General features: G+C 69.5%; 21 protein-coding genes, 4 tRNA genes and 1 pseudogene. 7 read left to right on the top strand and 19 right to left on the bottom strand.

The features are described from left to right. The first annotated feature begins 6 nt into the window (after positions 1-6). Positions 7-1566, top strand: coding sequence for an amidophosphoribosyltransferase (gene purF / locus ACZ4Z1_RS36975; RefSeq protein WP_468491059.1), 1560 nt, complete (start codon positions 7-9; stop codon positions 1564-1566). 34 nt (positions 1567-1600) lie between these two features. After that, positions 1601-2695 (top strand): phosphoribosylformylglycinamidine cyclo-ligase, encoded by a 1095-nt coding sequence (purM, locus tag ACZ4Z1_RS36970; protein WP_468491058.1) that lies wholly within the window; start codon positions 1601-1603, stop codon positions 2693-2695. Between the two features lie 110 nt (positions 2696-2805). Here purM and ACZ4Z1_RS36965 read toward each other — a convergent pair whose 3' ends face one another. Then, complete coding sequence (locus tag ACZ4Z1_RS36965) at positions 2806-3066, bottom strand: DUF3073 domain-containing protein (RefSeq protein ID WP_030372983.1); 261 nt, start codon at positions 3064-3066, stop codon at positions 2806-2808. A 564-nt stretch (positions 3067-3630) separates the two neighbouring features. Continuing rightward, positions 3631-4749: a Leu/Phe/Val dehydrogenase gene (locus tag ACZ4Z1_RS36960; protein ID WP_468491057.1), complete on the bottom strand. Its 1119-nt coding sequence runs from the start codon at positions 4747-4749 to the stop codon at positions 3631-3633. A 263-nt stretch (positions 4750-5012) separates the two neighbouring features. Here ACZ4Z1_RS36960 and ACZ4Z1_RS36955 point away from each other — a divergent pair, with 263 nt between their 5' ends. Both ACZ4Z1_RS36955 and bldC read left to right on the top strand, forming a co-directional pair. Beyond that, entirely contained in the window at positions 5013-5849 is an 837-nt protein-coding gene (locus ACZ4Z1_RS36955) for a DUF8083 family protein (RefSeq protein ID WP_125046185.1), read from the top strand. A 527-nt stretch (positions 5850-6376) separates the two neighbouring features. Next, complete coding sequence (gene bldC, locus ACZ4Z1_RS36950) at positions 6377-6583, top strand: developmental transcriptional regulator BldC (protein ID WP_003980577.1); 207 nt, start codon at positions 6377-6379, stop codon at positions 6581-6583. Between the two features lie 493 nt (positions 6584-7076). Here bldC and ACZ4Z1_RS36945 read toward each other — a convergent pair whose 3' ends face one another. The 3 genes from ACZ4Z1_RS36945 to hrpA all read right to left on the bottom strand — a co-directional run bounded on the left by ACZ4Z1_RS36945 (position 7077) and on the right by hrpA (position 11908). Further along, the gene (locus tag ACZ4Z1_RS36945) at positions 7077-7403 is read right to left on the bottom strand and encodes a DUF6274 family protein (RefSeq protein ID WP_468491056.1); all 327 of its coding nucleotides are present in this window, start codon (positions 7401-7403) and stop codon (positions 7077-7079) included. Between the two features lie 264 nt (positions 7404-7667). After that, positions 7668-7742 (bottom strand) — tRNA-Asp (locus ACZ4Z1_RS36940). Positions 7743-7852: 110 nt separating this feature from the next. Then, entirely contained in the window at positions 7853-11908 is a 4056-nt protein-coding gene (hrpA, locus tag ACZ4Z1_RS36935) for an ATP-dependent RNA helicase HrpA (protein ID WP_468491055.1), read from the bottom strand. A 245-nt stretch (positions 11909-12153) separates the two neighbouring features. Between hrpA and ACZ4Z1_RS36930 the strand changes: the two genes are divergently transcribed. Continuing rightward, entirely contained in the window at positions 12154-13260 is a 1107-nt protein-coding gene (locus ACZ4Z1_RS36930) for an ABC-2 transporter permease (RefSeq protein ID WP_468491054.1), read from the top strand. Between the two features lie 147 nt (positions 13261-13407). On the opposite strand, the gene ACZ4Z1_RS36925 is transcribed toward ACZ4Z1_RS36930, so the two are convergent. The 4 genes from ACZ4Z1_RS36925 to ACZ4Z1_RS36910 all read right to left on the bottom strand — a co-directional run bounded on the left by ACZ4Z1_RS36925 (position 13408) and on the right by ACZ4Z1_RS36910 (position 15517). Continuing rightward, a tRNA-Phe gene (locus ACZ4Z1_RS36925) sits at positions 13408-13484 on the bottom strand. Between the two features lie 4 nt (positions 13485-13488). After that, positions 13489-13563, bottom strand: a tRNA-Asp gene (locus ACZ4Z1_RS36920). Between the two features lie 48 nt (positions 13564-13611). Beyond that, positions 13612-13684, bottom strand: a tRNA-Glu gene (locus tag ACZ4Z1_RS36915). 165 nt (positions 13685-13849) lie between these two features. Next, positions 13850-15517, bottom strand: coding sequence for a metallophosphoesterase family protein (locus ACZ4Z1_RS36910; protein ID WP_468491053.1), 1668 nt, complete (start codon positions 15515-15517; stop codon positions 13850-13852). Between the two features lie 132 nt (positions 15518-15649). On the opposite strand from ACZ4Z1_RS36910, the gene ACZ4Z1_RS36905 reads away from it, so the two are divergent. After that, the gene (locus ACZ4Z1_RS36905; protein WP_468491052.1) at positions 15650-15988 is read left to right on the top strand and encodes a metallopeptidase family protein; all 339 of its coding nucleotides are present in this window, start codon (positions 15650-15652) and stop codon (positions 15986-15988) included. A gap of 19 nt (positions 15989-16007) precedes the next feature. Here ACZ4Z1_RS36905 and ACZ4Z1_RS36900 read toward each other — a convergent pair whose 3' ends face one another. From ACZ4Z1_RS36900 to ACZ4Z1_RS36860, 9 genes are all read right to left on the bottom strand, one after another. Next, positions 16008-16358, bottom strand: coding sequence for a metallopeptidase family protein (locus tag ACZ4Z1_RS36900; RefSeq protein WP_030600719.1), 351 nt, complete (start codon positions 16356-16358; stop codon positions 16008-16010). A gap of 105 nt (positions 16359-16463) precedes the next feature. Next, positions 16464-16811 (bottom strand): hypothetical protein, encoded by a 348-nt coding sequence (locus ACZ4Z1_RS36895; RefSeq protein ID WP_468491051.1) that lies wholly within the window; start codon positions 16809-16811, stop codon positions 16464-16466. 28 nt (positions 16812-16839) lie between these two features. Beyond that, positions 16840-17748 (bottom strand): radical SAM/SPASM domain-containing protein, encoded by a 909-nt coding sequence (locus tag ACZ4Z1_RS36890; RefSeq protein WP_468491050.1) that lies wholly within the window; start codon positions 17746-17748, stop codon positions 16840-16842. A 111-nt stretch (positions 17749-17859) separates the two neighbouring features. Further along, a complete protein-coding gene (locus ACZ4Z1_RS36885) occupies positions 17860-18159 on the bottom strand; it encodes a DUF7848 domain-containing protein (RefSeq protein ID WP_468491049.1) in 300 nt (99 codons plus the stop codon). Between the two features lie 594 nt (positions 18160-18753). Continuing rightward, positions 18754-19923 carry a helix-turn-helix domain-containing protein gene (locus ACZ4Z1_RS36880; protein WP_468491048.1) on the bottom strand — a complete coding sequence of 390 codons (1170 nt, stop codon included), beginning with the start codon at positions 19921-19923 and terminating at the stop codon, positions 18754-18756. 433 nt (positions 19924-20356) lie between these two features. Then, a complete protein-coding gene (locus ACZ4Z1_RS36875) occupies positions 20357-21202 on the bottom strand; it encodes a phage major capsid protein (protein ID WP_468491047.1) in 846 nt (281 codons plus the stop codon). Between the two features lie 27 nt (positions 21203-21229). Beyond that, on the bottom strand, positions 21230-21598 hold the full coding sequence (locus ACZ4Z1_RS36870) for a hypothetical protein (RefSeq protein ID WP_468491046.1): 369 nt from the start codon (positions 21596-21598) through the stop codon (positions 21230-21232). Continuing rightward, a complete protein-coding gene (locus ACZ4Z1_RS36865) occupies positions 21591-21842 on the bottom strand; it encodes a hypothetical protein (RefSeq protein ID WP_468491045.1) in 252 nt (83 codons plus the stop codon). The genes ACZ4Z1_RS36870 and ACZ4Z1_RS36865 overlap by 8 nt, the downstream gene beginning before the upstream one ends. Positions 21843-22236: 394 nt before the next feature. After that, a complete protein-coding gene (locus ACZ4Z1_RS36860; protein WP_468491044.1) occupies positions 22237-23934 on the bottom strand; it encodes a recombinase family protein in 1698 nt (565 codons plus the stop codon). 67 nt (positions 23935-24001) lie between these two features. On the opposite strand from ACZ4Z1_RS36860, the pseudogene ACZ4Z1_RS36855 reads away from it, so the two are divergent. Further along, positions 24002-24070 (top strand): annotated as a pseudogene (locus tag ACZ4Z1_RS36855) (metallopeptidase family protein); the annotation flags it as partial. 520 nt (positions 24071-24590) lie between these two features. Here the strand turns inward: ACZ4Z1_RS36855 and ACZ4Z1_RS36850 are convergent. Then, complete coding sequence (locus ACZ4Z1_RS36850) at positions 24591-25016, bottom strand: hypothetical protein (protein ID WP_468491043.1); 426 nt, start codon at positions 25014-25016, stop codon at positions 24591-24593. Positions 25017-25105 lie beyond the last annotated feature (89 nt).

The raw sequence follows: 25105 nt of genomic DNA, 5'->3' as shown, positions 1-25105 counted from the left end.
AGTGATGTGCCACGTGGTGACGGACGACTCAGCCACGACCTGCTCCCCGGAGAGAAGGGCCCCCAGGACGCATGTGGCGTCTTCGGTGTCTGGGCTCCGGGTGAAGAGGTCGCCAAACTCACCTATTTCGGGCTGTATGCCCTGCAGCACCGCGGACAGGAGTCCGCGGGCATCGCAGTGAGCAACGGCTCCCAAATCCTCGTGTTCAAGGACATGGGCCTGGTTTCCCAGGTCTTCGACGAGACTTCCCTCGGCTCCCTCCAGGGCCACATCGCTGTGGGCCACGCCCGCTACTCCACCACCGGTGCCTCGGTGTGGGAGAACGCCCAGCCGACGTTCCGCGCGACTGCGCACGGCTCGATCGCCCTGGGGCACAACGGCAACCTGGTCAACACCGCCGAGCTGGCCGAGATGGTCGCCGCACTGCCCCGTGAGGGCGGCCGCGCGACCCAGGTCGCGGCGACCAACGACACCGACCTCGTGACGGCCCTGCTGGCCGGCCAGGTCGACGAGGACGGCAAGCCGCTGACCGTCGAGGAGGCCGCGCCGCGCGTCCTGCCCAAGGTCTCCGGCGCCTTCTCGCTGTGCTTCATGGACGAGCACACCCTGTACGCCGCCCGTGACCCGCAGGGCATCCGCCCGCTGGTCCTCGGCCGCCTGGAGCGCGGCTGGGTGGTCGCCTCCGAGACGGCCGCCCTGGACATCTGCGGCGCCAGCTTCATCCGCGAGATCGAGCCGGGCGAGCTGATCGCCGTCGACGAGAACGGCCTGCGCAGCTCCCGCTTCGCCGAGGCCAAGCCCAAGGGCTGCGTCTTCGAGTACGTCTACCTGGCGCGTCCCGACACCGACATCGCGGGCCGCAACGTGTACCTCTCCCGGGTGGAGATGGGCCGCAAGCTGGCAGCCGAGGCGCCCGCCGACGCCGACCTCGTCATAGCGACCCCGGAGTCCGGCACGCCGGCCGCGGTCGGCTACGCCGAGGCCAGCGGCATCCCGTACGGCGTCGGCCTGGTGAAGAACTCCTACGTGGGCCGGACCTTCATCCAGCCCTCGCAGACCATCCGCCAGCTCGGCATCCGCCTCAAGCTCAACCCGCTCAAGGAAGTCATCCGCGGCAAGCGCCTGGTGGTCGTCGACGACTCGATCGTCCGCGGCAACACCCAGCGTGCCCTGGTCCGGATGCTCCGGGAGGCCGGCGCCGCCGAGGTCCACATCCGGATCTCCTCGCCGCCGATCAAGTGGCCGTGCTTCTACGGCATCGACTTCGCCACCCGCGCCGAGCTGATCGCCAACGGTCTGACCGTGGATGAGATCGGCACGTCGCTGGGCGCCGACTCGCTGGCGTACATCTCGATCGACGGCATGATCGAGTCGACGACGATCGCCAAGCCGGACCTGTGCCGCGCCTGCTTCGACGGCCAGTACCCGGTCGATCTGCCCGACCCGGAGCTGCTGGGCAAGCACCTCCTGGAGGCGGAGACCGCGGGCCAGGCCAAGCCGGACCTGGACGGCGTCGAGACGCTGACGGCCGGGGTCGGCGGCGCCGACGCGCTGCGCCGCCCGTAGAGCTCGTACACACCGACAGGAAGATCTCAACGCCATGTCTGCCGAGTCTTTTGAGCATGCCCAGCACGCGGGCACCAGCGCCAGCTACGCAGCAGCCGGCGTGGACATCGAAGCGGGCGACCGCGCCGTCGATCTGATGAAGCAGTGGGTCAAGAAGGCCACCCGCCCCGAGGTCGTCGGCGGCCTCGGCGGGTTCGCCGGCCTCTTCGACGCCTCGGCCCTCAAGCGGTACGAGCGGCCGCTGCTCGCCTCGGCCACCGACGGCGTCGGTACCAAGGTCGACATCGCCCGCCGGATGGGGGTGTACGACACCATCGGCCACGACCTGGTCGGCATGGTCGTCGACGACCTGGTCGTCTGCGGTGCCGAGCCGCTGTTCATGACCGACTACATCTGCGTCGGCAAGGTCTACCCGGAGCGGGTCGCGGCGATCGTCAAGGGCATCGCCGAGGGCTGTGTGCTGGCCGGCTGCGCGCTGGTCGGCGGCGAGACCGCGGAGCACCCGGGGCTGCTCGGGGCCGACGACTTCGACGTCGCGGGCGCCGGTACGGGCGTTGTCGAGGCGGATCAGGTGCTGGGCGCGGATCGTATCCGTACGGGTGACGTCGTCATCGCGATGGAGTCCTCCGGTCTTCACTCGAACGGGTACTCACTCGTCCGTCACGTACTGTTCGACCGGGCCGGGATGTCCCTGGACCAGCGGGTCGAGGAACTCGGCCGCACGCTCGGCGAGGAACTGCTGGAGCCCACCAAGATCTACTCGCTGGACTGCCTGGCGCTGACCCGTACGGCCGAGGTGCACGCCTTCTCGCACATCACCGGCGGCGGCTTGGCCAACAACCTGGCCCGGGTCGTCCCGGACGGCCTGCACGCCACGGTCGACCGGTCCACCTGGACCCCGGACCCGATCTTCGACCTGGTCGGCACGGCCGGCGACGTCGAGCGGCTGGAGCTGGAGAAGACCTTGAACATGGGCGTCGGCATGATGGCCGTCGTCCCGCCGGAGTCGGTCGACGTGGCGCTGGCCACTCTCGCGGACCGCGGCGTGGAGGCCTGGGTCAGCGGCGAGATCGTCGAGCGTGGTGACCACACCGAGGCAGTGACCCTGACCGGTGACTACTCTGCCTGAGCCGGCCGCCCGCAGGGCAGCACAGAACCCGGTCCGAGGTGACTACCCCGGACCGGGTCCGTGGAAATGCTGTGCACACCGTGCACGCACGACAGAGGAGACGTCGTACGTCAGGCGCGACGACGCTGCTGGGACGAGTTGCCCTCGTCCTCGTCATCGTCGTCTCGGTTGTAAAGGTCGGCGTACCGCGCGTACGGGTCGTCGTCCTCGTCATCCTCGAACGGCTCGCCGTTCGGCGGCTGCTGCTGTGCCGGCTGTTGCGGCGATGCACCCAGCTCTTCGGCCAGGCGTGAGAGATCAGTCCCACCGCTGTTGTACTTCAGCTGGCGGGCGACCTTCGTCTGCTTGGCCTTGGCCCGGCCGCGCCCCATGGCTCGACCCCCTCAACGACGGGGCTCGACGGCCCCAGAGTCTTGACACGCGTTCATGATTCAGAGCGGACTCTCGACAGAGAGACCGGCCCGTAGGGCTTCAACGGTACCTGCTTCCGCGGCCATACGGTACGTCGCCCGCATCACCGACCGCTCGGCATGACCGGCAGGACGCCCCGTCCCCGCTGGTCAGCTGCGATTTTAACCTGTCCGCCCGGGCGACCCGCCGACGGGTGGTGAGGGATGTCTCCTTCACCGCTCGTGATCCCTTACGGAGCGCTCGGAGATCGTTACGCGAGCGCTCCGCGGCGCATTTTCCGTACGTACCGTGACGGTGGCCGGTACGGTCCGTGACCGGCGCGGTGTCCGCAGGGTCGTACGGGTCCTCTCGGGACCTTCCGTGAGCATGACCGGATCGCGATCGGCTTCGGTCGGACCCGAGCATTGTCGGACATTGATGAGCGGAAACGGTCGCAGCCCGAGCCACGACCGGCTGGAAAATTGGCCTGAACCGAGCGGTACCGGCCGGGCCGGCGCCACCGGCGGGCAGTGGCGCCGGGCATGTCAGGCCCGCCGGGCGTCCGCCATGCGCTGCTCGGCCAGCCGGTCCGCCGCCGCGGCGGGCGGAATGCCGTCCTCCTTCGCACGAGCGAATATCGCCAGCGTGGTGTCGAAGATCTTCGCCGCCTTCGTCCTGCAACGGTCGAAGTCGAAGCCGTGCAACTCGTCGGCCACCTGGATGACGCCACCGGCGTTCACCACGTAGTCCGGCGCGTAGAGGATGCCGCGGTCCGAGAGGTCCTTCTCGACGCCGGGGTGCGCCAGCTGGTTGTTGGCCGCGCCGCAGACCACCTTCGCGGTCAGCGCCGGGACGGTCTCGTCGTTCAGCGCGCTGCCGAGGGCGCACGGCGCGTACACGTCCAGGCCCGCCGTACGGATCAGCGACCCGGTGTCCGGGACCACACTCACCTGCGGGTGCCGGCTGCGGACGCGCTCGATCGACTCGGCACGCACGTCAGTGATCACGACCTCCGCGCCGTCCTGGAGGAGGTGTTCGACCAAGTGGTGGCCCACCTTGCCGACGCCCGCCACGCCGACCTTGCGGCCGCGCAGCGTCGGGTCGCCCCACAGGTGCTGCGCCGAGGCGCGCATTCCCTGGAAGACACCGAAGGCGGTCAGTACGGAGGAGTCGCCGGCGCCGCCGTTCTCGGGGGAGCGGCCGGTGGTCCACCGGTTGGTGCGGGCGACGACGTCCATGTCCGCGACGTACGTGCCGACGTCGCACGCGGTCACGTAGCGGCCGCCGAGGGAAGCCACGAACCGGCCGTAAGCGAGCAGGAGTTCTTCGGTCTTGATCAGCTCGGGGTCACCGATGATCACGGCCTTGCCGCCACCGTGGTCGAGACCGGCGAGGGCGTTCTTGTACGACATGCCACGGGAGAGGTTCAGGGCGTCCAGCACGGCCTCGTCCTCCGAGGCGTACGCGTGGAAGCGGGTGCCGCCGAGGGCCGGGCCCAGGGAGGTGTCGTGGATGGCGATGACGGCCCGCAGGCCGCTGGCGCGGTCCTGGCAGAGCACGACTTGCTCGTGGCCACCCTGCTCGGAACGGAACAGAGTGTGCAGGACGCCTCCGTCAACGCTGACGGGGGAGGGACGTACGTCGGTCACGGTGGTGACTCCCATAAGTCGCGGAGGACGCCCTCCGAGGACTCCGGATTGCTTGTGGCAGGAGGAGGGGCGGAGGGCCGGTCGGGAAGAGAGTAAGACCTGGGAGGCACGCTGATCGGTGCAGTGCGGAGGATCACCCTCTCCTGAGGGACGGGCGTGGGACGATTTGCCGTATCCCGAGCCGGGTGGCGTGAGCCAACTCCCGGTACTTTGCACCTCTTTGCCAATCTTTGCGGTAGTTCTGCGGACGTCACGTTGTAGGAGACAAAGGAGCGGGCGTGGCCTTGGCGTCGTCGGTGATGGTCCCGTACGCGGCATATCTGCGGGTCTACGAGCCGCTGGCAGCGTTTCCCGAACCGGAGCGCTCCTACTGGGCGCGCTATGCCCGGCGCGCGGAGACCCCCACGGTTCAGGACGAACTTCGGCGGTCTCTGGCCGATTTGCTGCCGACCCCGCCCGTGCCGGTACCGGTCCACGAGAGCAGCGACGCCTTCGTCACGGTCGTGGACGGCGTGACGTGCGTCTGCCCCTGGCGTACGCGGCTGCGCGGCTGGCAGGCCCTGGAGGAGTTGTCCGAGCTGCTCCCGGCGCCCGTGCTGGACGCGGCGCTGCCGCCGGTGGTACGGCGTCAGGCGGCCGCGGACTACGAGGAGTGGCTGGAGCGCAATCCGGACGCCCGGCCCTGGATCCGCACCGCCACCTGGCACGTACCGGTGCGCTGGTTCGCGCTCTTCGGCGACGGCGAGCGGGAGTACACCAAGAGCGAGCACGGCCCGGTGCTGCGGTACCGCACACCCATGGTGCAGGCGCGGCGCCGGGTGGCGCGGGGCCTGCGCACGCTGCGCGACTCCCTGGAGGAAGGGCCGCTGATCGACGGCCTGGTGGACGTGGGCCGCTGGCTGGAGGAGTTCCATCCGCGGGCGCTGGTGGAGCTGGACTACGGCGGGCTGGTGCACGCGGTGCCCGAGGGGCAGCTCGCCGAGGACCGGTCGGCCGCCGAGGTGGCGGAGGGGCTGGCGGCACTGCGCGAAGGGGACAGCGACCGGGCCGGCGAGGCGTACGAGAAGCTGTCGGACCGGTGGCGCGAGGTGCGCGAGCGTCAGTTCGCCAGCTGAGACGGGGTCTTCCGTCCCTCGGCAGGACGACAAAATGATCTGCGACCGACGAGGCTCGTGCACACTACTGGTGCGGAGGTGCAGGACGTAGGTCCCGATCCGGGCGATTGCCTCAAGCGTGACCTAAAGCACTGACTTCGGGCCTTGCGGCCAAGCCATACCCTCGTGCCAAAATAGGACAAGGAGCCTGACAAGGGCCCCTTCCGCCCCGCTAAGGGCGGATAGTTCGGTATTGCGCTCCTTGGTGGGTCTGATGGCGGCTGATCACCGTGTGACTGATCGTCACGGTGGTGTGACTGTCCGCTATGGCATGGTCCATCGGCTTCCGCCGAGGTTGAACACCTGAGAGGGCAATTCCATCGGTTTGGCCGACGTGGCTGGACAGATGGTGTAGTTGTAGTGCCGAGGACAAGCCGTTCGTCCTATAACCGACTCGGCCCGCGTCCGCCATTTCGGGCAACGCGGGTCAAGGTGCAGAATTTAGAGGAAAGAACCGTGATGGTTCGGTTCTCCCGAGGAGGCCGCTCATGACCGCTCGCACCCCTGACGCCGAGCCGCTGCTTACCCCCGCCGAGGTCGCCACGATGTTCCGCGTGGACCCGAAGACGGTGACCCGCTGGGCCAAGGCAGGCAAGCTCACGTCCATCCGTACGCTCGGAGGACACCGGCGCTACCGCGAAGCCGAGGTTCGCGCTCTGCTCGCGGGCATTCCGCAGCAGCGCAGCGAAAGCTGAACAACCGCATGACCGGGCTGTTTTCGGGCCCCCCAACCCGACCTCGGCCCATGGAGCCCCACCCGGCTCCACTCAGCACCACCTAGCACCATACGACGCGGAGCCTGCCCCAACAGGCCCCACACCCGCATCATCTGGGTACGTCATCGATCGCGCTGGACTCCGCCGGGTCCAGCGCGATCTTTTTGTGCGCGCCAAGGCTCGTACGGGCGGCCGGTCCGGCCGGCCGCACACCGCCCGCGAGGGCTGCCGGGGGCGGGCCCCGTTGTTCTCCGGTCCGGTCCAAGGGCTGCCGGGTGAGCGGTGCAATTGCACATATTAAATTGACCGGGTGTAGGGCGACCGTAAGATTCCCGGTTCCTGAAACCCGGACGGTGACACCCGTCACAGCCCGATAAGGTTGTGGCGCCGACGCCGCTGCGATAGTGGGCCCACGCGCCCATCCCTGCTCAACAGCCTCCCACCGCAGGGCTGGTGGGAAAGCCGCCGTTGGTCACCGGGCCGGGGGACTTTGGTCCCCGCCCGCCTCCACGGGCGCCGCGGCGGGCGTACCGGCCGCCGTGCGCGGGGCTTCGGTGGACGCCGGGTCCGTACTCGGCGCGGCTCCAGAAGCCGTGGAGGGCCCCCTGGAGGGCTTCGCAGGCGTCGGGGCGGCGGAGTCGGCGGCCGGGGCGCCGGCGGCGCGGCCGCGGGGCTCCATGGCAAGCCGCAGCAGGCGGGCGCAGACGGGGCAGTGGCGGGTCAGGTGGCGATAGCCCGTGGCGGCCGACAGGTGGGCCCGCAGCAGCGCCCTCGTCTCATGCCTGGCGGCTGACGACATCGCACACCCCTCCCGGCCCCGCGCCCTTTCCTCGTGACTACCGGTGGTACGTGCCCCAGTCAATACGCGCACCGGCCCAGGCCCGTACGACCCGGACCTTCAGGCCACGGGATGGAACGCCGCTCCCGTCCACACTCCCCAGGCGCCGGGCGACGCAAACGGCCCGCGTCCGGGAGGGAGACGGGCCGGACGGCGCGGCAGGCCGGGCACTTGTCAAAGCAACGCAATCGGCCCGCATCCCTGAGGGATGCGGGCCGATATCTGCGGTCCTGACGGGATTTGAACCCGCGGCCTCCACCTTGACAGGGTGGCGAGCACTCCAAACTGCTCCACAGGACCTTGGTGCCGCTTCCGCTTGCGCGGTGCTGCGAAGCAAGACTCTACAGCAGGTCAGGGGGTGCGGTCGAACTCGGTCCCGGAGGCCCGCCCGGGAGGGGCCCCGGGACCGGTCACGCCTTGGGCACCGCCGCGTCCACGGCCTTCACGATCCGCTTGTCGGAGACCGGGTACGCCGTACCGAGCGCGTGCGCGAAGTAGCTCACCCGCAGCTCCTCGATCATCCAGCGGATCTCCCGGGCCCCGGCCGGCACCGGCCGGCCCTGGGGGTACTGCTCCAGCAGCCAGGCGTACTCGTCCTGCATCTCCTTGACCTTCGCCATCCGGGCGCGGTCCCGCTCGGCGTTGTTGGGGAGCTGCTGGAGGCGGCGGTCCACTGCGACCAGGTAGCGCATCAGGTCCGGCAGGCGCTTGGCGCCGTGCGCGGTCACGAAGCCCGGCTTGATCAGGGCGGCGAGCTGCTCCTTGATGTCGGTGAGGGACGGGAGCAGCGAGGCGAAGGTGGTGGCCTTCAGGCGGCGCTCGCACGCCTGCCAGGCCGCCAGCACCTCCCGTACCTGCTGGACCGTCTTCATCGTCGCGTCCACCAGGTCGGCGCGGACCGCGTCGAAAAGCTTGCGGAAGGACTCCTCGTCCCAGGCCGGGCCGCCGTGTGCGGCGATCAGCCGGTCGGCCGCGGCGGTCACGCAGTCCTCGAAGAGGGCCTGTATGGAGCCGTGGGGGTTGGCCGACAGCGCCAGCTTCTGTTGATTGGTGAGCTTGCCCTGCGCGAACTTGGCTGGGTTGCTCGGAATATTCAACAAGATCAAACGGCGGGTGCCGGTCCACATCGCCGTCTGCTGTTCCGCCTCGGTGTCGAAGAGGCGTACGGCCACGCTCGTGCCCTCGTCCACCAGCGCCGGGTACGCCTTCAGCGGCTGGCCCCCGCGCCGGGTCTCGAACGTGCGGGGCAGCGTGCCGAGCGTCCAGGACGTCAGGCCGGTGCGCTGTTCCAGGCCGCCCGGGGCGCCGGCCGCGGCCGCGGTGTCCCCGCCGCCCTTGGCGGGCCGTTCGGCGGCCTGGGCGAAGGCCTTGCTGAGGGCCGCCTGTGTCTTCGGCTTGAGTTTCAGGCGCAGCGCTTCGAGGTCCTTGGCCTCGGCCAGCTTGCGGCGGCGCTCGTCGATCACCCGGAACGTGATCTTCAGGTGGTCCGGGACCTTGGCCAGGTCGAAGTCGGCCGGGTCGACCGGGACGCCGACCATCCGCTGGAGCCCGGCCGCCAGGGACGTGGTCAGCGCGCCCTGGAGGGGCACCGTCGAGTCCAGGAAACGGGCGGCGAAGTTCGGTGCCGGTACGTAGTTGCGGCGGATCGGTTTGGGCAGCGAACGGATCAGTTCGGTCACCAGTTGTTCGCGCAGGCCCGGGATCTGCCAGTCGAAGCCTTCGGAAGAGACCTGGTTGAGCACCTGGAGGGGGATGTGGACGGTCACGCCGTCCGCGTCCGCGCCCGGCTCGAACTGGTACGTGACGCGGAACTTCAGCTTCCCCTGCCGCCAGGAGTCCGGATAGTCGTCCTTGGTGACGGCCTCGGCGGACTCGTTGATGAGCATGGAGTGCTCGAAGTTGAGCAGGTCCGGCTCGTCATGGCGCTTCTTCTTCCACCACGAGTCGAAATGGGCGCCCGATACGACGTCTTCGGGCAGCCGCTGGTCGTAGAAGTCGAAGAGCGTCTCGTCGTCCACGAGGATGTCGCGCCGCCGGGCGCGGTGCTCCAGCTCCTCGACCTCGCCGAGCAGCTTGCGGTTGTCGTGGAAGAACTGGTGGTGGGTGCGCCAGTCGCCCTCGACCAGGGCGTTGCGGATGAACAGGTCCCGGGAGGTCTCCGGGTCGATCCGCCCGTAGTTCACCTTCCGCTGGGCGACGATCGGTACGCCGTACAGCGTCACCCGCTCGTACGCCATCACCGCGGCCATCTTCTGTTCCCAGTGCGGCTCGCTGTACGTCCGCTTCACCAGGTGCTGGGCCAGCGGCTCGATCCACTCGGGTTCGATCTTCGCGTTCACCCGCGCCCAGAGGCGGGACGTTTCGACCAGCTCCGCCGACATGACCCAGCGCGGCGGCTTCTTGAAGAGCGCCGAGCCGGGGAAGACCGCGAACTTCGCGCTGCGGGCGCCCAGGTACTCGTTCTTGGCGTCCGTGTCCTTCAGCCCGATGTGCGAAAGCAAACCAGAAAGGAGGGAGGTGTGAATGGGGTCGGGGGCCGCGTCCTGCTCGCTGAGATGGACACCCATCGTCTTGGCGACCGTCCGCAGCTGCGAGTAGATGTCCTGCCACTCGCGTATGCGCAGGTAGTTCAGGTACTCGTTGCGGCACATCCGGCGGAACGCCGAGGACGACAGCGCCTTCTGCTGCTCGCGCACATACCGCCACAGGTTCAGGTACGCCAGGAAGTCGCTGGTCTCGTCCTTGAAGCGGGCGTGCTGCTGGTCGGCCTGCTGCTGCTTGTCGGCGGGCCGCTCCCGGGGGTCCTGGATGGACAGCGCCGCCGCGATCACCATGACTTCGCGTACGCACCCGTTGCGATCGGCCTCCAGCACCATCCGGGCCAGCCGCGGGTCCACCGGCAGCTGGGAGAGCTTCCGCCCCATCTGGGTGAGCCGCTTCTTGGGGTCCTTCTGCTTCGGGTCCAGCGCGCCCAGCTCGTGCAGCAGGTCGACGCCGTCCTTGATGTTGCGGCGGTCCGGCGGGTCGATGAACGGGAACTTCTCGATGTCACCGAGGCCGGCCGCGGTCATCTGCAGGATGACGGAGGCCAGGTTGGTGCGCAGGATCTCGGCGTCGGTGAACTCCGGCCGGGCGAGGAAGTCCTCCTCCGAGTACAGCCGGATGCAGATGCCGTCGCTGGTCCGGCCGCAGCGGCCCTTGCGCTGGTTGGCGCTGGCCTGCGAGACGGGCTCGATCGGCAGCCGCTGGACCTTGGTGCGGTAGCTGTAGCGCGAGATCCGGGCCATGCCGGGGTCGATCACGTACCGGATGCCCGGCACGGTCAGCGAGGTCTCCGCGACGTTGGTCGCGAGCACGATCCGGCGGCCGGTGTGGCGCTGGAAGACGCGGTGCTGCTCGGCGTGCGACAGACGCGCGTACAGCGGCAGCACCTCGGTCTGCGGCAGGTTCTTCTTGTTGAGCGCGTCCGCCGTGTCGCGGATCTCGCGCTCACCCGAGAGGAAGACCAGGATGTCGCCGGGGCCCTCGCCCCGCAGCTCGTCCACGGCGTCGCAGATCGCGGTGATCTGGTCGCGGTCGCTGTCGGTGCCGCCCTCCTCCAGGAGCGGGCGATAGCGGACCTCGACCGGGTACGTACGGCCGGAGACCTCGACGATCGGCGCGCTGGGGGCCTCCTCCCCGTCGCCGCCCCCGTCCGCCTGTACGGAGGTGAAGGAGCCGAAGTGCCGGGCGAATCGTTCCGGGTCGATGGTCGCGGAGGTGATGACGACCTTCAGGTCCGGGCGCCTGGGCAGCAGCTGGGCCAGGTACCCGAGGATGAAGTCGATGTTGAGGCTGCGCTCGTGGGCCTCGTCGATGATGATCGTGTCGTACTGGCGCAGCTCACGGTCGGTCTGGATCTCCGCGAGGAGGATGCCGTCCGTCATCAGCTTCACGAGCGTCTCGGAGCCGACCTGGTCGGTGAAGCGCACCTTCCAGCCGACCGCCTCGCCCAGCGGGGTCCTCAGCTCCTCGGCGACCCGCTCGGCGACCGTACGGGCGGCGATCCGGCGCGGCTGGGTGTGCCCGATCAGGCCGCGTACGCCGCGGCCCAGCTCCAGGCAGATCTTGGGGATCTGGGTCGTCTTGCCGGACCCGGTCTCACCCGCGACGATCACGACCTGGTGGTCGCGGATCGCTTCGAGGATCTCGTCCTTCTTCTGGCTGACCGGCAGCTGCTCCGGATACGTGATCGCGGGCACCGCGGCGCGGCGCTGCCCGACCCGCAGCTCCGCCTCCTCGATCCCGGCGGCGATCTCGGCGAGCACGGCCGCGCGGGCCTCGGGCTTACGGATCCGGCGCGCGCCGTCGAGCCGGCGCCCCAGCCGCTGCTGGTCGCGCAGCATCAGCTCGGGCAGCCGCTCCAGGAGAGCGGGCAGGGAGGGGGCGGCACCGTCGGGCCGGGCGGAGGCAGGCTGACTGGACATACGCGACCCAGGATCTCACCTCCGCGAATACGGTGGCGAACGAATTGCCGCCGGTGCGCGGACGGGAGGGGTTGTGCGGCGCTCAGGGGGAGAGGCCGCAGGGGGCATACGGCGTGCCACGGAGCGCGTGAGGACGGAGCTGCGGGGCGCCCCTGGGGAGCCCTCCCGGCCGCCCCCGGCAGGTCTCGCGCACGGTGGGCCGACCACCAGGGGAATGTCCGGGTTAGGTGCTTTAGCGTGGCCTTATGGCTGATCAGCACGGTGACCTTCCCCAACCGCACGGCGCCCACGGGCGGCCTCCCACCAAGGCCGAGAGATGGGCCGCGTTCAAGAAGTCGCCGTTCCTGCCCGCCACCGTGCTGGTCCTCATCCTCGCCGTCGCCGCCGGCCTCTTCGCGGGCTCGTACACGTACACCATGGCCAACCCGACCCCGCGGCACATCCCGACCGCCGTGGTCGGCCCGCCGGACTCCCCGCACGGCAAGGCGTTCGTCGGCGGCATGGAGAAGGCCCTGAACGCCTCCCTCCAGCTGCACACGTACGACTCGTACGCCGCGGCCGAGAAGGGCATCGAGGAGCAGGAGGTCTTCGCGATCCTGCGGGTTCGGGACAAGAGCATGGAGCTGGACGTGGCCGGGGCGGCGGGCGCCCAGGTCGCGCAGGTGCTGGAGCAGGCGGGCCCCAAGGTGGGGCAGGCGGTCGGCGTGCCGGTCGAGGTCAAGGACCTCAAGCCGCTCCAGGAGGGCGACCCGCGCGGGCTCGCCCTCTTCTACATCTCGCTCGCCGCCGTGATCATCGGGTTCGTCGGCGCGATCCAGCTGAGCGTGCACGCGCGCGGGCTCAATCCTCTGGAACGGATCGCCTTCACCGTCCTGTACGCGCTGCTGGGCGCCTTCGCGATCGCCGCGGTCGTGGACTGGCTGCTGGGCGCGCTGGACCTGCCGTTCGTGGAGTCCTGGCTGATCCTGGCGCTGACGATGTTCACGTCCGGCATGGTCTTCACGATGTTCAACACCCTGATCGGGCGCTGGGCGATGATCCCGACGTGGGGCCTGATGGTGCTGCTGGGCAACCCGTCCTCGGGCGGCGCGGTCTCCTGGCCGCTGCTGCCGTCCGCCCTCGGGCACATCGGCCGCTGGCTGCCCCCGGGCGCCTCGGTCAACGCGCAGCACACGGCCGTCTACTTCGGCGCTTCGCAGCACCTCTTCCCGTTCCTGGTGCTGGCCGGCTGGGCGCTGGTCTCCTGCGCGGTCTTCTGGACCTGGCGGCACCGGCACCCGGGCGGGCGTGAGGTGGGCGCGCTCGCGTCGGGGGTGCACCGGGCGGGCGCACCGGGCGCGCCGGGCGCCTGACGTACGCGGGGCCGGTCCTCGGGGCCGGCCCCGGTATCCGCCGTACGGGTGGACGGGGGCCGGGTGGAGACGGGCGGACCGAGACGGAAGCTGCCCCGAGCCCACGAAGAAGGCCCCGATCCGAAGATCGGGGCCTTCTTCCACTGCTGGTGGCTGGGGCCGGGGTCGAACCGGCGACCTATCGCTTTTCAGGCGATCGCTCGTACCAACTGAGCTACCCAGCCACAGCGGTCCTGACGGGATTTGAACCCGCGGCCTCCACCTTGACAGGGTGGCGAGCACTCCAAACTGCTCCACAGGACCTTGCACTGTGCGAGATCAAGCGTACCTGGTCTCGCACACGGTAATGCGTGCCCCCAACGGGATTCGAACCCGTGCTACCGCCTTGAAAGGGCGGCGTCCTGGGCCACTAGACGATGAGGGCTGATGGCCCGCCTCGGTGCCTTGTGGGGCGCCGTCGGGGACGTGAGAAGCATATGGGATGCAGGGACCGTTCGCCAAAACGGTTTGTTCGAGCCCGGCGGCGGAGGCGTTCGGGCGGGGTGACCGGGGCGGGTGGCGCGCCGTGTGCCCCAGCCGCCCGGGGGGCCTACGGGGAGCCCGGGGAGGGCGAGCCGGGCGGGGCCGAAGGGGCTCCCGGGGAACGTGTAGCCGGGGACCCGGCTCCCGGCGACGCCGTGGTGCTCGGCGACGGCGTGGCCCCCGGCCGGTTCTCCTGCGGCAGGTGGCGGCTGACCTCGGCCTTCGACAGTCCCAGCCCGCCGAGCGTGATCTCGTCCCACGCCTGGAGGCGCCGGGTCTCGCGGTCCAGGTAGAGGACGGACGCCTGCACCGGAGCGGGCTTCTTGCCCTGCACCGCGCGCAGCCCGCCACCGCCCGTGGAACCCTCGATCATCAGCCGGGTGCCCCGGGGGAGCACGCTGTTCTCGCGATGGTGGACGTGGCCGGCCAGCGCCAGCGGGACCAGGCCGTCCGCCTCGGACACCGCGACCGGGTTGTGCGCGAGCGCGACGTCCACAGGTGTGCCCGCGAGCCGCTGCGTACGGAGCGAGTCGGCCAGCTTGCCGCCCGCCGTGCGCTCGGAGAAGTCCCCCTCCGCGACGACCGAGCGGTCCGGCGTGAACTGCGGATCGCCGACCCCCGCGATCCGCAGCCCGCCGACGCTGACCGCCCGCCCGTCGTCGAGGACCGTGGCGTTCTTCCGGGTGGCGAGGTACTTCTGCGTGGTGGCGGAGTCGTGGTTGCCGCGCACCCAGACGTACGGCGCGCCGAGCGTGGCGACCGGGTCCAGGAAGGCGTTCTCGGCGGCCGAGCCGTGGTCCATGGTGTCGCCGGTGTCGATGATCACGTCGATCTTGTACTGCTTCACCAGCGACTTGATGATCTGCCAGGCCGCCGGGTTGAGGTGGATGTCGGAGACGTGCAGCACCCGGATCGTGGTGGGGTCGGGCGCGTACGCGGGCAGGGTCGAGGTGGCTTCGTACAGCTTGGTCACGTTCGTCACCAGGCGCGCCAACTCCCGCTGGTACACGTCGAACTCGCTGACGATGTTGCGGGCGTTGCCGACCACCGAGGGCGCGGAGGACAGCAGCCCGGAGAACTTCGGCTCCAGGACGGACTTCGGGTTCCAGGTGGCGTACGCGGCGGCGCCCGACGAGGCCAGCAGCGCGAGCGCCAGGCCGCCCGCGGCCAGCGCGCGGCGCGGCCGCCGGTAGACGGCCAGGCCCAGCGCGGTGGCGCCGGAGACGACCGCGACGCAGGAGCGGAAGGCGAGGGTGCCGGTGCCGCTGACGACGTCGCGGGTGACCTGCTCCTGGAGGCCGGCGAACCGTTCGGGGTGGTCGACCAGGGCCTGGGCCCGTACGGGGTCCAGCCGGTCGACGTCGACGTCGAGGCGTATCGGGGCGTAGTGGCTGCGCAGCTCCAGGGCGCCCAGCGGCGAGACATTGATCTTCGTGCCGCCGGAGAACGACGGGCGCAGTGTCATGTTCGTGTCCACAGGCCCCACGGGGGCGTGGACGCTGCCGACGATCAGCAGGCCCAGCCAGGCACCGAGCAGGGTGACGGCGATCAGGCCGAGGGCGCGGGCGTACGGGTGCGGGGTGTGGGTGAGGGTGCTGGTGGGGGCGGTGTGGTGGGAGCGGTAGTCGCGGAGGACGGCGGCGGGGAAGCCCCGTACCCGGGCGAGCGAGGCACGGAGCAGCCGGAGCACGGGAGAGCCGGGGGCGTCGTCCCCGGGCGGCGCGACACGGGCCATTGGGCGCGTATTCCCGGGCGCCGCGCCCGCCATGCCCGGGAACGGGCCCCGGCCGCGGCTTCCGGGTACCGGCCCGTCGGCGGTTCCGCTCGGTACCGCTGCCGCGCGGTGGCGTGGCGGACAATGGGTGGTGTGCTGGAGATGACGCGCGAGGAGTTCGAGGAACTGGTGGCCGAGGCGCTGGACCGGATCCCGCCGGAGCTGACACGGCTGATGGACAACGTGGCGGTGTTCGTCGAGGACGAACCACCGGCCGAGGACCCCGACCTCCTGGGGCTGTACGAGGGGACGCCGCTGACCGACCGCGGTGAGTGGTACGCGGGCGTGCTGCCCGACCGGATCACGGTCTACCGCAACCCGACCCTGCGGATGTGCGACACCCGGGAGGACGTGGTGGCGGAGACCGAAGTGACCGTCGTCCACGATACCCCGTCGTACACCTCTTCGGGTGACCTTCGCCCGGTCGGGTGACGCCCCGAAGGGCCTACCGCTACCCCCAGCCCAGTTCGTGGAGCCGCTCGTCCTCGATGCCGAAATGGTGCGCCACCTCGTGGACCACGGTCGTGGCCACCTCGTCCACGACTTCTTCCTTCGTCTCGCACATGCGCAACGTGGGCCCCATGTAGATGGTGATGCGATCGGGCAGTACGCCCGCGTACCACTCGCCGCGCTCGGTCAGGGGCGTTCCCTCGTACAGGCCCAGCAACTCCGGATCGTCCGCGGGTGGCTCGTCCTCCACGAATACGGCCACGTTGTCCATGATCCGCGTCAGCTCGGACGGGATCAGGTCGAGGGCGTCACTTACCAACTCTTCGAAGGTTTCGCGCGTCATCTCCAGCACACGGTCATTGTCCGGGACAGCGGCCCGCTGGCGCCCTCCGGGCAACGAGAAGGCCCCGCCCCGGCTGCCGATGACGGCAGCGCTCGGACGGGGCCAGTGCGAAGGTCACTGCGGGACGTGAGCGCGGGCGCTCTGCTCTCGCAGGTCGGTCAGCCGTCGCTGATACAGCATTCCGACGGCGTGAGCGCCCCTCTCTCGGCTGGGGGTGGCTTGCTCGATCAGGTGGTGGGCCGCCGCCTTCAGGTGCGCCGCCCACGCCAAGACGTGCTGCTGAGCGGTTCGCCCACACTCCTGGGGCTCACCAGGGAGACACAGCGGGAGATCAGGACCGACCTTGTTCGCGGCGTGGCGGATGTACCGGGCGATGACGGTCCACTCTTCCTCGGTTCGCTGTACGGCACTGGCGTTGCCGTCAGAACCCCACGCGCCGAAGTCGTCGCCGTGATCGTGCATGTGCGCGCTCCCTGGTGATCTCAGCGGGTCAGGCAGGTGCGCCGATCGTAACCGCCCCGGCCACGGCGTCAGCCTCCCTTGGGTCGCAATGCCCCACAGAGGGGACGCACGGCGAGCACGGTCCGCACATGGGCAGGAATTGCGGAGGTGTGCAGGACTGCGCCCCTTGGCCGTGCACGGCGGTGATGCCGGCCGTCACCTCGGTCATCTGTGTGCCGCCCCAGATGTCGGCGAGTGGCGTTTCCCGCACGTTGCCCATGGTCAGGAACCGGCCCAGGACGCACGGCCACACGTCCCCCGTCGGACCGATGGCGCACTTCTCGTGAGCGCAGTGCCCGCACAGGTCGGCGATCGTCGGTGCGGCCCCTCGGCTGGCCCGTCCGAACGCCCGGGCTCGGTCACCTCCCACCGTGCCCACGCCAAGGTCCATAAGGTCTCTGGCCGCTTCCTGGACGCGCTGCTCCTGGCGCACCGCGACCACGCCGCCGCGCACCGGGATGTCCAGGCTGAGCGCCTTTTGGATGTTCCTTCGGGTCCGGCGGTGTGATCCCCGGAGGTTGGTCACCTTGTCGTGGTCGTCGGCCATGTCGGAGTAGTACGACGTGGCGAGCTTGACCCCGCAGTCCGTGAAGGTCGCCCACAGGTGATCGCGGACGTGGGTGAGGTTGGAGAACACCTCCACGGACAGGCCCGCCTCGTGGGCGTGCCTGATCAGGCTCGACAGGTGCGGGTACAGCGTCGGTTCTCCGCCGATGAACTGCACGTCCAGCGCGCCCAAGGCCGCGAGCTGGTCAATGGTGCGTTTCCAGTCCTGGAGGGTCATCGTGCCGTGCGTCCCCTTCGGGGACGAGTCCGCATAGCAGTGATCACAGAACTCGTTGCAGAATCCCGTGACCTCCAGCCATGCGAATTTCAGCCGGTTCCGGGCATGGCTCATCGCCGCCTCCTTGCGACTGTGGATGAGAGATTGCCCGCCCCTCAAGCGGGTTGCGCAGCGTGGGGGAACACAGTGTTGCGCGCCGTCAGGCCACCGCGAGAGGGGCGGGGGCTAGCGGGCCGTGCGTTCCTGTTGCGGCCCTTCGGACGGAAGCGGCGGGATCGCCGCCCGTCCCTCGTTCAGCTCCAGACGGCGCACCAGGGCCACGTCCTTGAACGTCCGGGCGAACGTCGGGTGCCCCGTACGACCCGTGTGCGTCATCATCGCCAGATCGGCCGCCTTCAGGTCGGCGGTCGTCTCCAGCACCCACGGGCATCCGCCGTTCAGGCAGCGCGCCGATACAGTGATCTTGCTACGCGGGTGTGTGCCGATGGCGTGCTTCACGGCGCGGATCACGCTGCGGGCGCTCACGGGCGTACCGCCGGAGCGTCGAGCGGCAGCCCCGTCACGCGCGGCTGGTGCGGGTGGTTGCGGATCTCCAGGGAGCAGTCCACAGCCCGGGACTGGTTCGTGTAACCGTCCGTCGTGCCGTTTCCCGTCCGGTATGCCTGCCGCCACGCGGCAGCGTGCGCGCACACCTTGCAGCCTTCAACCGGCGCGGGTTCGAGCGATAGAGACCGTACGGGGAGATCTACCGGCGGTTCCGAATAGTTGTGGTGAGACACGAAGTAGGCACGGCTCACGGCCGGCCCCCAACCGGGCGGGTCCAAGTCAGCGCCCGCGCGTGCTCTTCATCAGTGGGCTTGCGCAATTGGTCGGGCTTGACCGCCCACTCCGCGCCACCACCAGGGGGCACGAGGTACGCAGACCCTTCGAACAGCCTGCGTACCTCTCCGATTCGGCCGGTCGCCTTGTCCACCGCGTACGTGCCCGTGGTGGGGGCCCAGTCGTAGGCCATGGTTTATCGCCGTCCCCTCGTGTGGTCCGATGGCTCCACGCTAGGAACGGCAACTTCCCATTGTCTGTGGCACTTCGAAGGCCCGATAACGGGAAGTGCCACAAACGCTAGAGCGGCAGGCCCACCACGTCGGCCATGGTTCGCATGTCCGACGTCAACGTCCGCCGCCCCCGGATCACCCGGCCGAGGATGTCACGCGCATAACGCTGGTTCGGCAGCCACTCCGGGCTGTCAGCGCGAATCTGTTCCAGCTTGCTGAATGCCTCGGCATAGTCGCCGGTCTTGGCGTACGCGTCGGCCACGTCCAGCAAATGGCGGTTCCGGTTGTTCGACGTGGGCTTCAGGCTGAAGACGGGCACACGTTCGGCGATGCGCAACACCATGTCGGGTCGGTCGATCACGCTGGCGTTCTCGGCGGCCTTGAGCTTGACCGTGGTCGGCCCGAACGTGCGAAGGAAGTCGTTGTTCGGGGTGTGTTCGCGCCCCAGTGCAACTGCGGCTGCTGTGGCGAGTTTCAAAGCGTCTTCCGCCGCCCCAGGCTGCGAGTTCCGGACGGCCGCAGCGGACACGCGAAGGAGCATCCAGCCCCACGTACTCAGCTCCTCCGGGGTCGCACGGGATATCCGGGGCTCGGTTTCGTCGGCCCACTTCACGGCCAGGTCGTACGCCTTGCCCAACTCGCCCTGGCGTAGCCGCAGCCAGCACAGCGTGTGCACCGTGGCCGCGCCCTCCATGCGGTCCGTCGCGTCGTCCAGAGCGCGCTCCAGGGCCGTTTCGGCGGCTTGGAACTGGCGGGTCTGGACCATGAGCCATCCGGCAAGTTGCAGGAGCCGTACCCGGACCGCACGGCCCTCTGAGCCGAGCGCGTCAGCGTCCCGCAGCAGGGACGGCAGCAGTACGGACAGTGCCGTGTACTGATCGCCGGAGAACAGGGGCGTTGCGTCTCGTAGGGCGGCGCGTACCCCGCTGACAGTTGGCGGTTCATCGTTCAGCCCCAGGGCGATGGGGGGACTCTCCAGCGCGCCTCGAACAGCCGCCCACCTTGCCACTGTGTCGGCGCTGGCATCCTCCGGGTTCGGTTCACCAGCCAGGCGCATGGTCGGCACCCTGAGCGCGTGCGCGAGCTTGCGCAGTGTCTCCAGTCGGGCTGTCTCCCGTTCCCCCTGTTCGAGCTTCCGGATGATCGAAAGGGAGACTCCCGATGCCTCCGCCAACTCACGCTGTGACAGCCCGCGACGCTTGCGGACTTCCTTGATCCTCTGCCCCGCAGTGGTCATGCTCCGAGCGTACGGCGCAGGCCGTGCCCCAGGGACATGCAAAAGGCCCCGCGCCCGCCCAGTGAAGGGCAGAAACGGGGCCATGGGCTCGAAGAAGCGCGACAGCACAGTAAAGCCAAGGAGTCCCGTTGCAGGCATGGAAGCGCCGGCCAGGGGAGTGCGTTCGGACCAAAGAGGCACGGGCCACCAGAGCCCTGGTAACAGGCGTTTTCCGGGAGTCGCTAACCCGGCGTACCCGCTGGTCACAGCGTGGTTGACACGTGGGGCTTCGGCTTCTGACGGACCTTGGAACCCGTACAGGGTCTGGACTGCTATCACGCTTCGGTCTTCCGGCCCGGCCGAAGGGGGTCACCCCCCAGGGCGGGCCGCTCGCAACAGGCTCCGTGCTCATAGCGTCCTTATGGAACGACGCGAAGAAGACGCCGAGCCGCCGTCACGCAGCCTTGGTCAGGCTGACGCGCTGGATCGCAGCCGGATGCGGGAACGCATGCGCCGCCCGCATCGTGGCCTTGATCGCCACCTGGTCTCGGGTGAACCGGACGTGCTTGGACACGTCCAGGGTCACGTCCCGACGCATGACCACCATCACGCGGTCACGCGGGATGCCCCAGACGGTTCCGGCGGTCACGGCGTTGGAAACGTACAGCGGGACGCCCAGGATGGTTCGCCGGGTCGGCGTGGTCGGGTCGGAGCCCAGGAGCGGGACGTTGCTGTCCTTGGTCTGCTTGAGCTGGGCCAGGGTCAGCGCGTCCACCGGGTTCGCGGCGAACGCCGTGATCGTGGCGCCTACGTCCTCCGCCCGGTTGATGGCCTCCTGAAAGGCGTCCAGGTTGGTGAACTTGGTACCGGCGTTCACGGTGCCCACGCCGTCCACGGCCTCCAGGCCCGCCGGATTCGGGGCAGAGAGGTTGCCGAAGAACGAGCGGTCCAGGGCCCCGGCGATAGAGCGGGCCAGGCCGTCACCCACGAGCTTCTGTGCGTCGGGGTCGCTGTCCTCGGCCAGCTCGGACGACACGATGGACAGGCCGGCGCACTTGGCCGGGACGATCTCCAGCTCGCCCATGACGGCATCCGTGGCGGCGATCTCCTCCCCCTCCGCCACGAAGGACGCGCCCGCGTCGGTGTGCACGATGGGGATGTGGACCGTGGTGCGGTCAGTCTTCAGCTTGCTGGCGACCTGGAGCGCGACGCTCTGCCGCTCCACGGGCTGGACGATCAGCGGGCCGTAGTCGTCGGGGGTGATGCCGGAGACGCCGGGCGTGGTGGTGAGGAGTGACACGGAGGTTCCTTTGCTGGGGGTTGCTGATCAGAGGGCGGAGCGGAACAGGCCGCCCCAGGTGGCCCGCCCCTCGTCGGATGGAGTCAGTCCCCCGCGTCCGACGCTGGGAGGGAGGGCCTGAAGGAAGGCCCGATCGACGGCGCCGGCCACGGCCTCCAGGCGCTCCAGGGGAAAGTCCGCACCCAGCGCCTGGACGATCTCCGGCGTCACGTATCGGTGGCGCTGGAGGAGGCCGTCCACAGCCTCTTGGCGCTCCCGGGCGTCACGCTCCCGACGCAGTTGTGCCAGCTCCTCACGGAGCCGTGCAGCTTCCTCCGCCGCCGTGTCGCCAGGCTCTGGTGGGGCCGGAGGGACACCGGCCGGGGCGGACGGAAGAAAGCCCTCCTGCTCAGACACGAACGCTCTCCGTCTCATGCTTGGCGCCGTAGATGGGCCGCAGGGCGGAGCGGACTTCCACGTCCGTGATCACGCCGTTCGTGAACGCCCGCTCCACAGTCGTGTTCAGGTCTCGGGAGGTCGCGTCCCGCAGGGCGTAAAACTCCGCGGATCGTTCGCGGTCGCCCTGGCCGTTCGCCAGGTGGAGGGCATCCGAAAGCGCGGCGATCAGGCGGCGCAGAAGATTGATTCGGTCGGTCAGCATAGGAAGGCTCCAGGCCAAGCGGATTTGGGTAAAAAGAAACCTCGCGACCTGGAGGACCAGGACGCGAGGTTGAGTGGCCAGTTGGTCCGCGCCAGAGGTGCGCTCCCGGGTGCCGCCGGGTGGGGAAGTCGGTAGACAAGTGCCCACATTCAAATGAACTGAGAGGTGTTACAGGAAGTCCCCCGTCGTGACTGCCGACGGGGGAAGCAGAAAGCCTGCTTCTCGTACCTTCTTTCTCTATGCGCGTATAGAGAAGTAGTACTGAGAAGCGGGTTCTCTGCTTCCATTGATGGGTAGGAGGCTTGTTGCATCTATGTGGAAATCCGCCAACAGCAAAGGCCCGCCGCTCCGCTAAGGGAGAGGCGGGCCCGTGAGCTGGCGACCGCTAAGGCGGCTATTCAGACAGGCTCAGCGAAACGCCGATGTCTGTCGGCTCCGGGTCGCCGACCCACCAGAAACGGAACCGGTCCAAGGATGGCTTGACGCCGGACTTCGGAGCCTTGAAGAGCCAGGCGCGTTCCAGGACCAGGCCGATGATGTCGCGCTTGGTTGACAGGGGCCAGTCCGCCCACGCCTCTTCGAAAATCGTGGCGTCCCGGAGGAACGTGATGTCCAAGGCCGTGCCGGTCGGCAAGGACTGTAGTTCCTTCTCATAGGTCGACAGGCGCTCGTTCGCGGCGTCGTAGCGACCCCGGAACCGCATCTCACCCCGTGCCCCCTGGAAAAGCCCGCCCAGCTTCTCTTCCTCCAGGCGGTCCAGGAACTGTTCCTCCTCTTGGATCAGCGCCTCCAGGTCCCGGCGCCGGGCCGCGTGCTCAGGGTGGCGAAGGTCATTCCAGCGTTCCGCGATGGCCAGGAGGGCGGGGTGGTCGTCATCCAGGGCGTTCAACCGCGTAACCACGGCCTGGGTCACGAAGTGATCAGCATGGGTGCCCTTCATCAGGGTGCCGGGGCATCGCCCGCTGAAGTGGCGACGGATGCACCGGTAGCGGGGCCAGGGCTCGCCCTTCCGGATGAAGTACGCGTCGTAAGACTCTCGGGAGCCACATTCGCCGCAGTAGAGGTAATCGGACAGGAGGCCGGTCACCAGGCGGCCCGTGTCCTTGGACTTGGTGCTGGGCACCGCCGACCGCTTCCAGTGGGTGGGGACGCGTTCTCCGAACATGGGTCTCAGCCGCGTCCAGTCAGCCAGGGAAATGATCTCCGGGCCCACGCGGACCATTTCGCCGGTCTCAGGGTGCCGGTAGATCCCGCCCTTGTGCGGCAGGTAGCCGGTCATCACGGGAGAGGTGACCAGTTGGCGCACCACTGGCCAGGACCACGAGTTGGGCGACTTCAGAGGCTTCTCACGGAGCTTCTGGGCCTTCAGGGGTTCCCCCTTGGCCTCCAACCGGGCAATGCGGATCTTGCGGCTTGCCCAGCGGGGGGCGTCGTGGCCCTGGGCGTTCACCCATGCGGCGACGGAGCGGAGGGATGCCGGTTCCGTGGAATCCAGGAGCTTCCCCACGATGGCGCGTATGACCTTGGCCTCCTCCTCGTGGATCTCCAGCTTCCGTTCCGGGGTGACCAGGAAGCCGTACGGTCGGGAGCCCATCCAGCGACCAGCGTCCCGTTCATCCGCCCGGAGGTCCGTGACCCGGAGGGATGTGTTCTTGCTCTCTTTGTGGGCCTGGTGGGCGGCCAGCATGAGCTGGAGTTCCCAGCCCTCCTGGTTCGAGTCGATGCCGTCCGCGATGGAGATGAAGCGGCATCCCGTGTCGTAGACGATGCGGATGATCTCTGATGCCTGGGGGATGCCCTGGCGGGTCGCCCGGTCCACCTTGAAGACGATCAGCACGTCTGCCAGGCGCTGGCGGAGCATGTCCAGGGCGTCGTCCCAGCCGGGCCGGGTCACATAGGTGTGGAATCCAGACTTGTCTTCATCTTTCAGGACCTTGATCACTTCCGCGCCTAGGTCGTCCGCCTTCTTGCGGCCTGCCTTCTCCTGGCGCGGGATGGATGTGGAAGTGTCCGTTAGGTCCGATATGCGTAGATACAGGATCGCGCGCAGTACGGCTGCTGCGGCGCGTGCGAACGGTTCCCGTGGTGACACGCAGTCCTCCCCTTGCCCTCAGTTCGGCCGTGGTCACGGCCTGGAAGTAGTGACTGAGGGGCATTTCTGCGTGCACGAGATCGCGCACCATTTCGGGATCGACGACGAGCGGCTGCACGCGCTGGGGTACGGCTGAGCCGCGGGGTGTCGGCCCGGCGCCGGGCGGTGGCCGGACCCGGGGCTGCCGGGCGGGTGCGGGGCGGGTGCGGGGCCGGTTCGGGGCATTCGCGGCGTTCGAGGTGGTGCCGGGGGCGTCCGGGGCGGTGATCAGGCCCGAACAGGTGCGATCTCGTGCGTACGGCGCGTGTCCTCGGGCGGTCGGCGGGAGTTGGGCAGGGCGTTCATCTCCGCAGTCTCCGCACCCCGGATCCGGAGGTCCCGCACGTGCGCCCGATCGCTTCCCCCCATACCGGCCCGGCTCTGAACCGGCTCGCCGCCGCTGTGGCCACCGCCTCCGCCCTGGCCGCGTCGCTGAGCGGCTGCATGAGCGTGAGCGACGCGGAACCGCCCAAGCCGTCGGGCTCGTCGTCGCGGCCCGACGGCGGGCCCGCGCCCGACGGCGGAACGGTCGACAGCCGCGGCGGGAGCCCGGACCGCAGGGGGCGTGCGGGCGGTGGGCACGGCGTGGAGGGGCACGCGGGGGCGCCCGCGAGCGATCACACGCCGTCGGCGGACGAGGCGGAGCCGGAACCGGAACCGGCGTCGGGCGCCGCGCCCGGCCCCGAGCAGCCCGGACCGCCCGGCAGCGGTCCCGCGGCGCCCGCTCCGACGCGCCCCGGCAGCGGCCGGCCCTCGTCGACGGCCCAGCCGCCCCGTACGACCCCGACCGTCAAGCCGACCCCGAGCGCGAGCCCGGACCCGCAGCCGAGTTCCCCCGCGCCGGCCCCGTCGTCCGCGCCGCCCGCACCCTCGAACCCGGAGACCGGGGGGTAGGGGCCATCGGGGCGGGCGGACGGCAGGGGCGAGGCGCCGGTCGCGCGGACGGCGCGGACGAGGGGGCCGGTGGCGGGCGGGGCCAGGGCGCACGGAGCGGGGCGCGGGGCCGGGGAGCCTCGGTGGGGAACGGGGGTTCGGGAGGGCATTTGCCTTCCGGGGGCCGGAGTGAGTATGGTGGTAGATCGTTTGATCCCATTTGCCCGGCGCATGATGCAGCGCCGTGTGGCGCGTTCTC

This window comes from Streptomyces sp. NPDC030165 (assembly GCF_055573595.1).
This window is presented reverse-complemented; position numbering and strand designations above follow the sequence as displayed.

Coding starts and splice junctions, on each gene's coding strand:
- ACZ4Z1_RS36965 (WP_030372983.1), bottom strand. CDS start 3,066: ATGGGGCGCGGCCGGGCCAAGGCCAAGCAGACGAAGGTCGCCCGCCAG.
- bldC (WP_003980577.1), top strand. CDS start 6,377: ATGACCGCTCGCACCCCTGACGCCGAGCCGCTGCTTACCCCCGCCGAG.
- ACZ4Z1_RS36895 (WP_468491051.1), bottom strand. CDS start 16,811: ATGCACGATCACGGCGACGACTTCGGCGCGTGGGGTTCTGACGGCAAC.
- ACZ4Z1_RS36850 (WP_468491043.1), bottom strand. CDS start 25,016: ATGCCCTCCCGAACCCCCGTTCCCCACCGAGGCTCCCCGGCCCCGCGC.
- ACZ4Z1_RS36910 (WP_468491053.1), bottom strand. CDS start 15,517: ATGGCCCGTGTCGCGCCGCCCGGGGACGACGCCCCCGGCTCTCCCGTG.
- ACZ4Z1_RS36880 (WP_468491048.1), bottom strand. CDS start 19,923: ATGACCACTGCGGGGCAGAGGATCAAGGAAGTCCGCAAGCGTCGCGGG.
- purM (WP_468491058.1), top strand. CDS start 1,601: ATGTCTGCCGAGTCTTTTGAGCATGCCCAGCACGCGGGCACCAGCGCC.
- ACZ4Z1_RS36960 (WP_468491057.1), bottom strand. CDS start 4,749: ATGGGAGTCACCACCGTGACCGACGTACGTCCCTCCCCCGTCAGCGTT.
- hrpA (WP_468491055.1), bottom strand. CDS start 11,908: ATGTCCAGTCAGCCTGCCTCCGCCCGGCCCGACGGTGCCGCCCCCTCC.
- ACZ4Z1_RS36945 (WP_468491056.1), bottom strand. CDS start 7,403: ATGTCGTCAGCCGCCAGGCATGAGACGAGGGCGCTGCTGCGGGCCCAC.
- ACZ4Z1_RS36890 (WP_468491050.1), bottom strand. CDS start 17,748: ATGAGCCATGCCCGGAACCGGCTGAAATTCGCATGGCTGGAGGTCACG.
- ACZ4Z1_RS36930 (WP_468491054.1), top strand. CDS start 12,154: ATGGCTGATCAGCACGGTGACCTTCCCCAACCGCACGGCGCCCACGGG.
- ACZ4Z1_RS36865 (WP_468491045.1), bottom strand. CDS start 21,842: ATGCTGACCGACCGAATCAATCTTCTGCGCCGCCTGATCGCCGCGCTT.